At 68.8% G+C, this 12,333-nt stretch carries 13 protein-coding genes; 5 read left to right on the plus strand and 8 right to left on the minus strand.

Going from position 1 to position 12,333, the window contains the following annotated elements; translation table 11 throughout:
* Positions 1–50 precede the first annotated feature (50 nt).
* Complete coding sequence (locus AC0685_RS01505) at positions 51–539, minus strand: nuclear transport factor 2 family protein (RefSeq protein ID WP_478223765.1); 489 nt, start codon at positions 537–539, stop codon at positions 51–53.
* Entirely contained in the window at positions 536–1,147 is a 612-nt protein-coding gene (locus AC0685_RS01510; protein ID WP_478223766.1) for a TetR/AcrR family transcriptional regulator, read from the minus strand. Before AC0685_RS01510 ends, AC0685_RS01505 begins: the two co-directional genes overlap by 4 nt.
* Here AC0685_RS01510 and lhgO point away from each other — a divergent pair.
* Positions 1,141–2,394 carry an L-2-hydroxyglutarate oxidase gene (gene lhgO / locus AC0685_RS01515; RefSeq protein ID WP_478224433.1) on the plus strand — a complete coding sequence of 418 codons (1,254 nt, stop codon included), beginning with the start codon at positions 1,141–1,143 and terminating at the stop codon, positions 2,392–2,394. The genes AC0685_RS01510 and lhgO overlap by 7 nt on opposite strands.
* On the opposite strand, the gene AC0685_RS01520 is transcribed toward lhgO, so the two are convergent.
* Together AC0685_RS01520 and serS are read right to left on the minus strand one after the other, a co-directional pair.
* Positions 2,391–3,383 (minus strand): DUF3558 family protein, encoded by a 993-nt coding sequence (locus AC0685_RS01520; protein WP_478223767.1) that lies wholly within the window; start codon positions 3,381–3,383, stop codon positions 2,391–2,393. The genes lhgO and AC0685_RS01520 overlap by 4 nt on opposite strands.
* A 27-nt stretch (positions 3,384–3,410) precedes the next feature.
* A complete protein-coding gene (serS, locus tag AC0685_RS01525) occupies positions 3,411–4,679 on the minus strand; it encodes a serine--tRNA ligase (RefSeq protein ID WP_478223768.1) in 1,269 nt (422 codons plus the stop codon).
* Positions 4,680–4,812: 133 nt separating this feature from the next.
* Between serS and AC0685_RS01530 the strand changes: the two genes are divergently transcribed.
* The gene (locus tag AC0685_RS01530) at positions 4,813–6,096 is read left to right on the plus strand and encodes an aspartate aminotransferase family protein (protein ID WP_478223769.1); all 1,284 of its coding nucleotides are present in this window, start codon (positions 4,813–4,815) and stop codon (positions 6,094–6,096) included.
* Positions 6,097–6,156: 60 nt separating this feature from the next.
* Here the strand turns inward: AC0685_RS01530 and AC0685_RS01535 are convergent, their stop codons facing one another.
* The 4 genes from AC0685_RS01535 to AC0685_RS01550 are packed head-to-tail and all read right to left on the minus strand — an operon-like array spanning position 6,157 to position 9,394.
* Entirely contained in the window at positions 6,157–7,062 is a 906-nt protein-coding gene (locus tag AC0685_RS01535) for a haloalkane dehalogenase (RefSeq protein ID WP_340685922.1), read from the minus strand.
* Positions 7,063–7,117: 55 nt separating this feature from the next.
* Positions 7,118–7,570, minus strand: a complete 453-nt coding sequence (locus AC0685_RS01540; protein WP_340685923.1) for a DUF350 domain-containing protein — start codon at positions 7,568–7,570, stop codon at positions 7,118–7,120.
* Between the two features lie 48 nt (positions 7,571–7,618).
* Complete coding sequence (locus tag AC0685_RS01545) at positions 7,619–8,785, minus strand: glutathionylspermidine synthase family protein (protein ID WP_478223770.1); 1,167 nt, start codon at positions 8,783–8,785, stop codon at positions 7,619–7,621.
* Complete coding sequence (locus tag AC0685_RS01550; RefSeq protein WP_478223771.1) at positions 8,786–9,394, minus strand: hypothetical protein; 609 nt, start codon at positions 9,392–9,394, stop codon at positions 8,786–8,788.
* Between the two features lie 97 nt (positions 9,395–9,491).
* On the opposite strand from AC0685_RS01550, the gene AC0685_RS01555 reads away from it, so the two are divergent.
* The 3 genes from AC0685_RS01555 to AC0685_RS01565 all read left to right on the plus strand — a co-directional run bounded on the left by AC0685_RS01555 (position 9,492) and on the right by AC0685_RS01565 (position 12,312).
* A complete protein-coding gene (locus AC0685_RS01555; RefSeq protein WP_478223772.1) occupies positions 9,492–10,472 on the plus strand; it encodes a septum formation family protein in 981 nt (326 codons plus the stop codon).
* A gap of 4 nt (positions 10,473–10,476) precedes the next feature.
* Complete coding sequence (locus AC0685_RS01560) at positions 10,477–10,827, plus strand: metallopeptidase family protein (RefSeq protein WP_093936420.1); 351 nt, start codon at positions 10,477–10,479, stop codon at positions 10,825–10,827.
* A gap of 225 nt (positions 10,828–11,052) precedes the next feature.
* Positions 11,053–12,312 (plus strand): MFS transporter, encoded by a 1,260-nt coding sequence (locus AC0685_RS01565; protein WP_478223773.1) that lies wholly within the window; start codon positions 11,053–11,055, stop codon positions 12,310–12,312.
* Positions 12,313–12,333 lie beyond the last annotated feature (21 nt).

Below are 12,333 nucleotides of genomic sequence, written 5' to 3' on the forward strand. Positions count from 1 at the left end.
GTCAGCGAAAAGTGTCCCTTGTGGACACTCAGGGACCAGGCCGGCTCTCGTCAGCGGGGCCCGGCCAACGGGACCGCGCGTTTGTCGCCCGACCGGACCATGGCCAGCAAGGGTTTCGCGGCCACCTTCAGTAGCCGGGCCGCGAACGTGCGGCCGTTGCGGCGCGCGATGTCCGGGCCGAAGGCGTCCATGAGCGCGACGAGCCCCGGCAGCGGCCGCACGAACAGCGTCACTTCGGCGATGAGTCCGTCTTCGCCGAGCTTCAGCACCGCCGCCTCTTCGATCTCCTCGCCGCCGATGCGCGCGGTGTAGACGACGACCCGCGTGGCCTCGTCGCCGGTGTCGGTGTGGAACCGGACGTCGCGCAGATGCGAGTACGCGACCTCCAGCAGCGGCCTGAGTTCCGCGTGCCCGGTGAACCGGACGCGGCTCGTCAACGGCGAGCGCACGACGGCGTCCGGCGCGAAGGCGCTCAGCGCGAGTTCGACGTCTCGGGTTTCGAGGGCCCGGCGGTACCGCTCGGCGGTTTCGGTGCTCATGCGTCCTCCTGGATCAGGTTCCCCAGCCCGCGCCACAACAGATCCGCCGTGAGCGCGACGACCTGTTCCCGCGGGATGTCGCGGTTGCTCCACCACCAGGTGGCGATGGCGTTCAGTGCGCTCTTCGCCGCTTCGGCGAGCGCTTCGTTCGCGCGGTCGCGCGGCAGGTCCGCGGTCAGCGCCAGGCCGGGGACGCGGGCGAACACCTCGGTCAGCTGCCCCGTGGCCCTGGCCTGTCCGCGCCGGTGCACCTCGGCGACCGCCTCGTCGGACGGCGTCTCGGCGAAGATCATCCGCCAGCCGCGTTCGTTCGTCTCCATCCAGGCGAAGATCGCCGCCACCCGGCCTCGCAGGAGCTCCTCGGCGGTGCCCGACGTGGGCAGGTCCGCCCAGCCGGCCAGCAGACTGTCCACTTCGGACTCCAGGAGCCCGGCGTACAGCGCGGCCTTGGACGGGAAATGGTCGTAGAGCACGGGCGTGCTGATACCGGCGGCCGTCGCGACCTCGCGCATCCCGGCCGCGTCGTAGCCGGACGCGGCGAACACCCGCGCCGCCGCGGCGAGGATCCGCTCCCGGCGTTCTTCCCTGCTCAGCCGTTTACCTGACATCGGTCAGGTACGCTACCACCGAACCTGACAGCTGTCAGGTAGCGCTCCGGGTAACCTGGTCGATCGTGCGCACAGTCGTAGTCATCGGAGGCGGGATCGTTGGTCTCGCCACCGCCTGGGAGCTGACCAAACGAGGTCTGGACGTCACGGTGCTCGAGAAGGAGGACCACTGGGCGGCCCACCAGACCGGGCACAACTCGAACGTCGTGCACGCGGGGCTCTACTACAAGCCGGGTTCGTTCAAGGCCAGGATGGCGAGCGCGGGCAACCGGTCCATTGTGGACTTCGCGCGGCAGTACGGGGTGCCGGTCGAGGTCTGCGGCAAACTCGTCGTCGCCACCTCCGAAGCGGAGCTTCCGGCACTGAAGGTGCTCGCCGAACGCGCCGAGGCGAACGGTGTCCCGGCCAAGCTGATCACCCCGAGCGAAGCCCGCGAGTACGAACCCGAGGTCTCGTGCGTCGCCGCGCTGCGCGTGGAGTCCACCGGCATCATCGACTTCCCCGCCGTCTGCGCCGCCCTGGTGCGGCTGCTCGACGAATCCGACGCCGACCTGCGTCTCGGCACTCCCGCGCTGGGGATCCGCCCTGGCCGCTCCGGCGGTGTCGAGGTGGCGACCGGTGACGACGTGATCCACGCGGACGCCCTCGTCAACTGCGCGGGCCTGCACGCCGACCGCGTCGCGCGGCTCGCCGGGCTGACGCCGAGTGCGCGGATCGTGCCGTTCCGCGGCGAGTACTACGAGCTGAAGCCGGAACGCCGTCATCTGGTGCGCGGCCTGATCTACCCGGTCCCGGACGCTTCGCTGCCGTTCCTCGGCGTGCACCTGACCCGCATGCTCGACGGCAGCGTGCACGCCGGCCCCAACGCCGTGCTCGCGCTCCGCCGCGAGGGCTACACCTGGCGCGACATCTCGGCGAAGGACCTCGCCGAGGTCGCCCGCTTCCCCGGCGTCTGGCGGCTCGCGCGCAAGTACGCGTACCCGACCGGGCTCGACGAGGTCCGCCGGTCGTTCTCGCGCCGCCGCTTCGCCGCAAGCCTCGCGCGGCTCGTACCCGCCGTCACCGAGGACGACATCGTGCGGCACGGCTCCGGCGTCCGCGCGCAGGCGCTGCGCCCGGACGGCGCGCTCGTCGACGACTTCCTGATCGAGACCGCGCGGAACCAGGTGCACGTCCTCAACGCGCCCTCACCGGCGGCGACCAGCGCGCTGGAAATCGCGAAGCACATCTCCGACGAACTGGTCTAGAAGGCGGGCATGTTCCCGGTCACCAGCGGCATCACGGCTTGCGGGATTTCGCAGGCCTTGGCGTTGTCGCTGAGGTCACCGGTGTCGATCTTGACCGAGGAGGTCTCCGTGACCGGCAGCATCGCGACGCAGATCGGGCTGTCCGGGCTCGAGTAGACGAACCACTTCTTGCCCGCCACCATCTGCTCGACCGGGGTGCCGTCGAGACCGGGGACGTCCTCGAGTTTCGTCGCCGTGTAGAGCCACAGGTCGAGGGCCTTCTTGCCCTCGTCACCATCGTTGTCGTCCCACTGGCAGCCGTTCTTCGGATCCCTCGACGAACCGTTCATCGGCCGCGCGGCCTGAAGGTTGAACGGCGTCACCTGGTCCGGTTTGAGCAGGGAGCACGGATCGACGGTCACGAGCGGTCCGGAAGCCTCGATCGGCTTCTGGCCGGGGGGCGCGGTGAGCGGCGGGCTCGGCTGTCCGCCAGGCAGGTGGGACGCGACCGCGGGAGCCGCGGCCTTCGCCAGGTCACAGGCCTTGGTGACGTCTTCGCCGGGGGCCTGGCTCGTGATCTCGACGAAGGTCTTCGGATCGAGTTCGGTCATCAGCGAGCAGTGGCTCGGGCCGAAGATGGACGCGTACCGGGTCCAGGTGAACCCGCCGATGCCGAACTTCTCCCCCGGAAGAGCACCGCTGACGTAGTCGACCAGCGAGAGGTCGAAGCTCTGCGACACCTCCAGCGCGACCCCGTCGGGCGCGTCCTCCAGCTCCGGGTACCGGCACGTCCCGGGGATCTTCCGTGCCTTGTCCGCCGGACGTTCCTTGCCGGGAAAGGTGACCCCGATGGCTTCCGCCTGCTCCTGCGAGAGCAATTCGCACGGCTCGGCCTTCGTGATGACCGGCCCCTGCCCCGGCACCGGCGAAGCCGTACCGCCGATGACCGACGTGCAGCCGCCGAGCGTCAGCACCGCCAGCCCGATCGCGAGCGAATTCCGATACCGCATGCGTCCTCTTCCCCTCACCGCCGACCGCTACTTGGATGTCGGCGTGAGCACCTCGGTTCCGCCGAGGAAGGGGCGAAGCGCCTCCGGCACCCGGACGGAACCGTCTTCGAGCTGGTGGTTCTCCAGGATCGCGACGATCCACCTGGTGGTGGCGAGCGTGCCGTTCAGCGTGGCGACGGTCTGCGGGCGGCCGTCGTCGTCGCGGTAGCGGATGCCGAGGCGGCGGGCCTGGAAGGTCGTGCAGTTCGACGTCGAGGTCAGCTCGCGGTAGGTCTCCTGCGACGGCACCCACGCCTCGCAGTCGAACTTCCGGTACGCGGACGTGCCGAGGTCGCCGGTGGCGGTGTCGATCACCCGGTAGGGGACCTCGATCTTGGCGAGCATCTGCTCTTCCCAGTCCAGCAGGCGCGCGTGCTCGGCTTCGGCGTCCTCGGGACGCGTGTAGACGAACATCTCGACCTTGTCGAACTGGTGGACGCGGATGATGCCGCGGGTGTCCTTGCCGTACGACCCGGCCTCGCGGCGGTAGCAGGACGACCAGCCCGCGTACCGCTTCGGGCCGTCGTTCAGATCGAGGATCTCGTCGGCGTGGTAGCCGGCGAGCGGGACCTCGGAGGTGCCGACGAGGTACAGGTCGTCGTCGCGCAGGCGGTAGACCTCCGACGAGTGCGCGCCCAGGAAGCCGGTGCCCGCCATGATCTCCGGCCGGACCAGGGTCGGGGTGATCATCGGGGTGAACCCGTTCGCGGTCGCCTGCGCGATCGCCATGTTCAGCAGGCCGAGCTGCAGCTGGGCGCCGATGCCGGTGAGGAAGTAGAACCGCGAGCCCGAGACCTTCGCGCCGCGCTCCATGTCGAGCGCGCCGAGGCCCTCGCAGAGTTCGAGGTGGTCCTTCGGCTTGAAGTCGAACTTGTTCGGCTCGCCGACGTGCTTGAGCACGACGTAGTCGTCCTCGCCGCCTTCGGGTGCCTCGGGGTGGACGAGGTTCGGCACCAGGCGGTGCAGCTGCTCGAACTCCTCCGACGCCTCGGTCTGCTCGATCTCGGCCGTCTTGACCTGGGCGGCGAGGTCCTTCGCCTTGGCGAGCAGCTCGGCCCGCTCGTCACCCTGTGCCTTGGGGATGAGCTTGCCCAGCGACTTCTGCTCGGCGCGCAGCTTGTCGGCGGCGGCGATGGACGAGCGGCGGCGGGAGTCGAGGGAGAGCAGCTTGTCGACCACTCCTTCGTCCTCGCCACGGGCGCGCTGCGAAGCGCGCACGACGTCCGGGTCATCGCGCAGAGTCCTGGGGTCAATCACGAGTGCTGAGAGTAGTCCGTGCGAGCCGCACAAAATGTGCGGGTCCACGCGGATAACCCGACAGTCTGATCGTTGCCGCCCGTTTCGGGCCGTCCCCATACTGAGATCTCCCTGCTGCGGACGGAGAAACCCGATGACCGATGCGGACCTGCTGGCGCGGCACAAGGCGGTACTGCCGTCGTGGCTGGCGCTCTACTACGACGAGCCGATCGAGATCGTGCACGCGCAGGACCGCCGGGTCATCGACTCGACCGGGCGCACCTACCTCGACTTCTTCGCGGGCATCCTGACGAACTCGATGGGCTACGACGTCTCGGCGATCAGCGACGCCGTGCGCAAGCAGCTCGACACCGGCATCCTGCACACGTCGACGCTGTACCTGATCCGGTCACAGGTCGAACTGGCCGAACGTATCGCGAAGCTCTCCGGCATCCCCGACGCGAAGGTGTTCTTCACCAACTCCGGGACCGAGGCCAACGACACCGCGCTCATGCTCGCCACCCAGTACCGGCGCAGCAATCAGGTGCTGGCGATGCGGAACTCGTACCACGGCCGGTCGTTCGCGACGGTCGGCATCACCGGCAACCGCGGCTGGTCGGCGTCGTCGCTCAGCCCGGTGAAGGTGAGCTACGTGCACGGCGGCTACCGGTACCGCAGCCCGTTCCGGGCGCTTTCGGACACGGAGTACATCGACGCTTGCGTCGCGGACCTGGTCGACGTCCTGGAGACGGGCACATCGGGCGACGTCGCGTGCATGATCGCCGAGCCGATCCAGGGCGTCGGCGGCTTCAGCTCACCGCCGGACTGCCTGTTCAAGGCGATGAAGGAGGTCCTCGACCAGTACGGGATCCTGTTCATCTCCGACGAGGTCCAGACCGGCTGGGGACGGACCGGGGAACACTACTGGGGGATCCAGGCGCACGACGTCGTCCCCGACGCGATGACCTTCGCGAAGGGCCTCGGCAACGGTCTCGCGATCGGCGGGCTCGTGGCGCGCGGCGACCTCGTCGACTGCCTCACCGCGAACTCGATCTCGACCTTCGGGGGCAACCCGGTCGCGATGGCGGGCGCGGCCGCCGTACTCGACCACATCGCCGACCACGACCTCCAGGCCAACGCGCTGGCCCGCGGCAACGAACTGCTCGACGGCCTGCGCGCGACGGGGAACCCGCTGATCGGGGACGTGCGCGGCAAGGGCCTGATGATCGGTGTCGAGCTGGTCGAGCCGGGCGGTATGACGCCGAACCCGGAGGCCGCGGCGCGGATGATGGAGGAGACCAAGGCACGCGGGCTGCTGATCGGCAAGGGCGGGCTGCACGGCAACGTGCTGCGGATCGCGCCGCCGATGACGCTCACCGCCGAAGAGGCCGCCGAAGGCCTCGGGATCATCACCGACGCACTGGCCGCCATCTCCTGACAAACGCTAGGAAGGGACCTTTCCTTGCAAAATTTGCAAGGAAAGGTCCCTTCCTAGCGTTCAGGAGCGGACGAAACGGGCGATGACCTCGCCCAGCCGCCCACCGGCGTCCTCCTGCAGGAAGTGGCCCGCGCCGGTGATCGTCGGATGCTCGAGTTCGCGGGCGCCGCGCATCGAACCCCGCAGTTCGAGGCCCCACGGCGCGGTGATCGGGTCGCCGTCGGAGAACGAGACCAGGAACGGCTTGTTCAGCTCCGAAAGCACCTTCAGCGCGGCCCGGTTGGCGGCCGAGGCCGGATCGCCCGGAGTGATCGGCACCAGGGACGGCATCGCGCGCGGCGCGGCCTTGTACATCTCGTTCGGGAAGGGCGCGTCGTAGGCGGCGCGGACCTCCTCGGACAGCTTGGTCTGACAGCCGGACTGGACGAACCGCCCGACGTCGATGACCTGGGCGTTCTCCATGGCGTCGCGGAACTTGTGCCAGAGTTCGGGCATGTCGGTGTCGCCGGTGGGGAGGCCGGTGTTGGCCGCGACGACCCGCGCGAAGCGGTCGGGGTTTTCGGCGACCAGCCGCAGGCCGATCAGGCCGCCCCAGTCCTGGCCGACCAGGGTGACGTCGGTCAGGTCGAGGACGTCGAAGGCGAACGCGCGCATCCACTCGACGTGCCGCTGGTAGGTGTGGTCGACCATGTCGCCGGGTTTGTCGGATCGGCCGAAGCCGACCAGGTCGGGCGCGATGGCGCGCAGCCCGGCGTCGGCGAGCACCGGGATGACCTTGCGGTAGAGGTAGGACCAGGTGGGCTCGCCGTGCAGCAGGAGAACGGGCGGCCCGTCCTCGGGTCCGGCCTCCACGTACCCCACTCTGATCACGCCGCCGTGAAGGTCGACGAGTTCCGCGTAGCGCGGTTCGAAGTCGAAATCGGGCAGGTCCGAGAACCGGTCGTCCGGTGTCCTTAAAAGGCGCACGACTCCCACGTTAGTGGGAATCGTGCGCCCATGCCGGTTTCAGTGCGTCAGGAAATCACGAGATGGCGACGGCCACGACCAGGCCGAGGGCGAGGTGCGCGGCCGCGACGACGATGCTGGCCGGGGCGAACTTCTCGCTCTCGATCGTCGAGCGGACGTCGATCCGGGTCGCCCACTCCAGCAGCCGGACGGCGAGCACCTGCACGATGATGCCGAGCAGGCCGTAGACCAGCGAGGTGATGAGCCCCTCGGTCAGGTCGCTGGCGGAGTTCGCGATCGCCACGACGATGATGAACGCCATCGACAGCAGGCCCGACGCGGTGACGATGACCGCGTTCGGCAGGCCGCGGGTGACCAGCTGGGCGAGCTTGCCGGGCGTGGTCCAGTCGATCGCCCAGAACCCGGCGAACATCATCAGCAGGCCGACGACGCCGTACAACAGGATCGCGCCGATCCCTCGCACGAGGTCGGAGCCGAACGTGTCGGACAGCGCAAGGGTGGTGGTCACAGGGGTTCTCCAGGAGTCAGGAATGTCAGGTTTGTGCGGTTGCTTCTATCACGTCTCGACGATGCGGTGCGGGACGAACGCCGCACCGTCGTCGGTGACGAGACCCGCGGTCTCGCGGATGCCGAGGCCGGCGGCCTGGTCCCCGACGATCCACGCGCCGAGCGCGGGCCGGTAGCCCTGGAACTCCGGGAGCGGGTCGAACGCCTGGTAGACGAACCCTTCCGCGCCGTAGACACCGTCGGTCTGCGTCTCGTACCCGGTGGCGACGATCTGCACGTTCGCGCCCTCGCGGCCGAGTTTCGGCTTGCGGACGTACTCGGTCAGCAGACCGGGGTCGTCGGCGAAGGCGGGCAGCAGGTTCGGATGCCCCGGGTAGTTCTCCCACAGGATCGCGAGCAGCGTCTTGTTGGAGAGGATCATCTTCCACAGCGGCTCGACCCACAGCGTGCGCGGCATGGTCTCGACGGCGAAGCGGCCGAACTCCTCGTCGACCACCCATTCCCACGGGTAGAGCTTCACCACGGTCGCCATCTGCGCCTCTTCGAGGTCGACGAACCGTTTGAGCACCGGGTCCCAGCCGATCTCCTCGATCGACAGGCCGACGGTGTCGAGCCCGGCCTCGGCCGCGGTCTCCTGCAGGTACGCCGTCGTCACGTGGTCCTCACCGGACGGATCGGCCGACGACCAGGTGAAGTGCAGTTCGTTCGACGGCAGTTTGTCGGCGAGCTCGCCCCAGCGCTCGACCAGCTTCTCGTGGATCGAGTTCCACTGGTCGTCCTCGGGGAAGACCGTGGTCTTCCAGTGCCACTGCAGGACCGCGGCCTCGAGCAGCGAGGTCGGGGTGTCGGCGTTGTACTCGAGCAGCTTCGCCGGGCTCTTGCCGTCGTAGCGCAGGTCGAAGCGGCCGTAGACGTGCGGATCCTGCCGTTTCCACGACTCGGCGATATGCGGCCAGACCCACTCGGGGATGCCGAAGCGGTGGTACTGCTCGGTGGTGATCACGTTGTCGACGGCTTCGAGGCACATCGAGTGCAGGAGTTCGACGTCAGCCTCGACGGACAGGATCTCGTCCATGTCGAAGACGTAGTGGACCGACTCGTCCCAGTACGGCCGGGACTTGCCGGAGCCGTCGCGGGCGGGCGTGCCGAAGACCAGCCCCTGCTCTTCGACGATGTTCTGCCAGTCCCGCCGGGGCGGCTTGGAATCCCGGTACACCTACGAGCCCCCGCTCTTGCCGCTGCCGCCGCTCTTGCCGCTGATGCCGAACCCGCCGCGCTGGACGGACTTGCCCGATTTGGTGCTGATGTTCGCGCCCGACGGCGCGGTGTACGAGCCGCCGGAGACGCGCTGCCCGATCTGCCCGGTCCCGCCGTAGTTGTAGCGGTAGCTCTGCATCGGCCCACCGAAACCGCCGATGGGGATGAAGAAGAACCCGCCACTGACGTAACCGCCCTGCGACCGGACGTAGTTCTCGTCGCAGTTCCGGTCGTCGCCGATGATCTCCGTGTCTTTGGCAGCGCAGACGGCCGTGACGTTCTCCGGCTTCGCGACCGTGTAGAACGTCGCGACCAAGCCGACCAGGCCGACGGTCACGCCGGTGCCGATCAGGATCTTCTTCTTGGTCGAAGACTTCTTCTCGGCGGCGCGGGCGGCTTCGGCCGCGAGCACCTCCTGGCGCTCCTGCTCGGCCAGCGCCTGCTGCCGTGCCCGCTGCTCGGCCAGCGACGGCTGCCGCACCCGCGTCGTCTCGTCCTGAAACCGCATGCTGCCGCGCTTCGGTGGCTCCTGAGGCGGCTGTGCCCCCTGGTTGTCATCCTGCGTCATCAAAAGCTCCGTAATCGACGGCCCGCCAAGTATCCGTACCTCAACACTAACCACCCGGTACGCGCACCTTACGTGCGGCGCGGGCATCATGGAGTGGATGTCTCAACAGGCCAAGCGGTTCCGTGATCCGCGAAACGCGCTGAGCACCCTGCGCACCCGGCTCGTCATGGCCGGTGTGTTCGCGGGCGCGATCATCGCGCTTTCGCTGAGTGTGGCGTTTTCGTGGAACGTGGGCCCGGAGGGCGGTGCGGGCGGCGGCGCCCCCAAACTGTCGCCCGCCGCGGCCGAGGCGTTTCAATCTCCTCCGGGCACCTGTCTGACCTGGAACAATCCGGACGCCACCGACGCGCGGCGCGTGCCGTGCGCCGAGGCGCACCTGTTCGAGGTCACCAGCATCGTCGACATCGGCGCGCAGTACCCGCCGGGGGCGCCGAGCCCGAACCTGGAGCAGTGGCAGGAGATCTCCAGGTCACAGTGCACTGTCGACGTCAAGCCGTATCTCGGCCGCAACCTCGATCCCTACGGCAAGCTGAGCATGAACCTGCTCCGGCCGACGCCCGCGCAGTGGGCCGACGGCGACCGGCAGCTGCGGTGCGGTCTGCAGTGGGCGGGCCAGGGCGGCAAGCTCCAGCCGACCAAGGGGCCGGCGAAGGAACAGGACCAGTCCGCCGTCTGGGAGCCGGGCACCTGCCTCGCGCTGCTCAACAACAGCTTCGGCGACCCCATCGACTGCGCGCAGACGCATTCGTACGAGATCATCGCGACGCTCGATCTCAAGACGAAGTTCAAGGACGGCTACCCGTCGCAGGAGCAGCAGAACACCTGGCTGGACACCGAGTGCTCGACGGCCGCGCAGGAGTACACCGGCAACGCGGACCTGGCGGCGAAGAAGCTCATCCTCAGCTGGGACGTCCGCGAGCAGGAGAGCTGGGACGCCGGGTCGACGCTGGTGAACTGCAAGGTGGCGGCGGTCCTGCCGGAGAACAAGGGGCTGGCGCCGGTCACCGGGAGCGTCAAGGTCGGCACCGGCGAGACCCCGCCGCCGTCGTCGTCTTCGGCCCCGAAGACCGGAGGGTGATCGCGTGCCCGTCGAGATGACCCAGCAGCGGTTCGAGGAGCTGGTTTCGGAGGCACTGGACGAGCTCCCGCCCGAATTCGCGGACGCCATGGACAACGTCGTGGTACTCGTGGAGGAGTTCAACGAGGAGTCGCCCACGATCCTCGGCCTGTACCACGGGGTCGCACTGACCGAGCGGACCCACGAGTACGGCGGGGTGCTGCCGGACCGGATCTCGATCTACCGGCGTCCGCTGCTGGAGATGTGCGATACCGAGGAGGACGTCGTCGAGGAGGTGCTGATCACGGTCGTCCACGAGGTCGGCCATCATTTCGGCATCGACGACGCGCGCTTGCACGAACTCGGGTGGGGCTGAGCCGCCGGACGGACGAGAGCAAAGGTCCCTTGCTCCCCCGACACGTGCACAGTGGATTCCGTGCCGAAGGCGGCATGGTCGGTGATTTTCGTGCGTGGAGCACCAAGGGTACTCCGGATTTTTAACTGGGCGTAACAACCCAGCCACTTTGGGCGACAGCCCCCGCTAAACTTTTCGACACGTTGTCGCCGGCCTGCGCCGGCGAATGCCTGGGGGAGGCGGTCCATGACCGAGTCGGCGACACGAGGGAGGAGTGACCGGCGGTTGCGCTGGTTGCTCGCGTCCAGCGCGGCGTCGAACCTCGGCGACGGGATCGGCAAGGTCGCGTTCCCGCTGCTCGCGGTCACCCTGACCCGTGATCCGCTGCTCATCGCCGGCCTCTCGGCGACCCAGTTCCTGCCGTGGCTGCTGTTCGCGCTCCCGGCGGGCGCGCTGCTCGACCGCATCGACCGGCGACGGGCGATGATCCTCGCGAACAGCGTCCGCGCGGTCGTCGTCGGCGGGACGGCCGCCCTGGTCGCGGCGGGCGGAGTGACGATCTGGCTGGTCTACGCCGCCGCCCTGCTCATCGGCTTCGCGGAGGTGGTCGCCGACAGCGCCGCGAACGTGCTCATCCCGGCGGTCGTCGGCAAGGGATCACTCGACAGCGCGAACAGCAAGCTCCAGGCGTGCGAGATCGTGGGGCAGACCTTCCTGGGCGGGCCGGTCGGCAGCGCCACCTTCGCGCTCTTCGCGACGTTCCCGTTCCTGCTCAACTCGGTGGGCTTCGCGATCGCGGCCGCCGTGTTGATCGGACTCGCCGGGAGCTATCGGCCGAGAGCCACCGGCAACGCGCCCGCCGGCCTCCGCACCGAACTGGCGGAGGGTTTCCGCTGGCTGAAGCACAGCAGGCTGGTGCTGCGGCTGGTCGTCATCGCCGGGCTGATCAGCCTGGTCAGCGAACTCGCGCAGGCGCAGCTGGTGCTCTACGCGATCGAGTACCTGCGTCTCAGCGAAGCGGCCTTTGGGCTCTTCGCGTTAGTCGGCGGCATCGGCGGCCTGCTCGGCGCGGCCCTCGCCCCTCGGTTGGTGAAGGCGACCAGCCGGCGCGCGGTGCTCGTCGGGGGCACGGCCTGCTGCGGCGCGGCGTTCACCGGGATGGGCCTGACGAGCTCGCCGGTGGCGGGTGCGGCACTGTTCGGCCTGTTCGCGGCCGCCGTGGTCGCGGTGAACATCGTGCTCGGGACGGCGCGGCACACGCTCGTCCCCGGCGACCTGCTCGGCCGGGTCCTCGGCGTGTGGCGCACCGTCGTCTGGGGTGCGATCCCGGTGGGCGCCCTGCTCGGCGGCGTCCTCACCCACGCCCTCGGTTCCCCGGCCAGGACGTTCCTCACGTCCGGGCTGCTGCTGTTCGGAGTAGCCGGTTTCGCGTTCGTCTCGTTACGGCAAGGAACCTTCGATGACGAATCGGCCACGGAGGAGCGGGTTCTCCACCGAGACCGGTGAAAACAAAGGCCTTTGGTGCTG

Source organism: Amycolatopsis sp. NPDC043889 (assembly GCF_056435645.1).

Bases quoted from the DNA above. Each gene is read 5' to 3' on its own strand.
- AC0685_RS01505 (WP_478223765.1), bottom strand. From the start codon at position 539: ATGAGCACCGAAACCGCCGAGCGGTACCGCCGGGCCCTCGAAACCCGA.
- AC0685_RS01510 (WP_478223766.1), bottom strand. From the start codon at position 1,147: ATGTCAGGTAAACGGCTGAGCAGGGAAGAACGCCGGGAGCGGATCCTC.
- AC0685_RS01565 (WP_478223773.1), top strand. From the start codon at position 11,053: ATGACCGAGTCGGCGACACGAGGGAGGAGTGACCGGCGGTTGCGCTGG.
- AC0685_RS01555 (WP_478223772.1), top strand. From the start codon at position 9,492: ATGTCTCAACAGGCCAAGCGGTTCCGTGATCCGCGAAACGCGCTGAGC.
- AC0685_RS01550 (WP_478223771.1), bottom strand. From the start codon at position 9,394: ATGACGCAGGATGACAACCAGGGGGCACAGCCGCCTCAGGAGCCACCG.
- AC0685_RS01530 (WP_478223769.1), top strand. From the start codon at position 4,813: ATGACCGATGCGGACCTGCTGGCGCGGCACAAGGCGGTACTGCCGTCG.
- AC0685_RS01520 (WP_478223767.1), bottom strand. From the start codon at position 3,383: ATGCGGTATCGGAATTCGCTCGCGATCGGGCTGGCGGTGCTGACGCTC.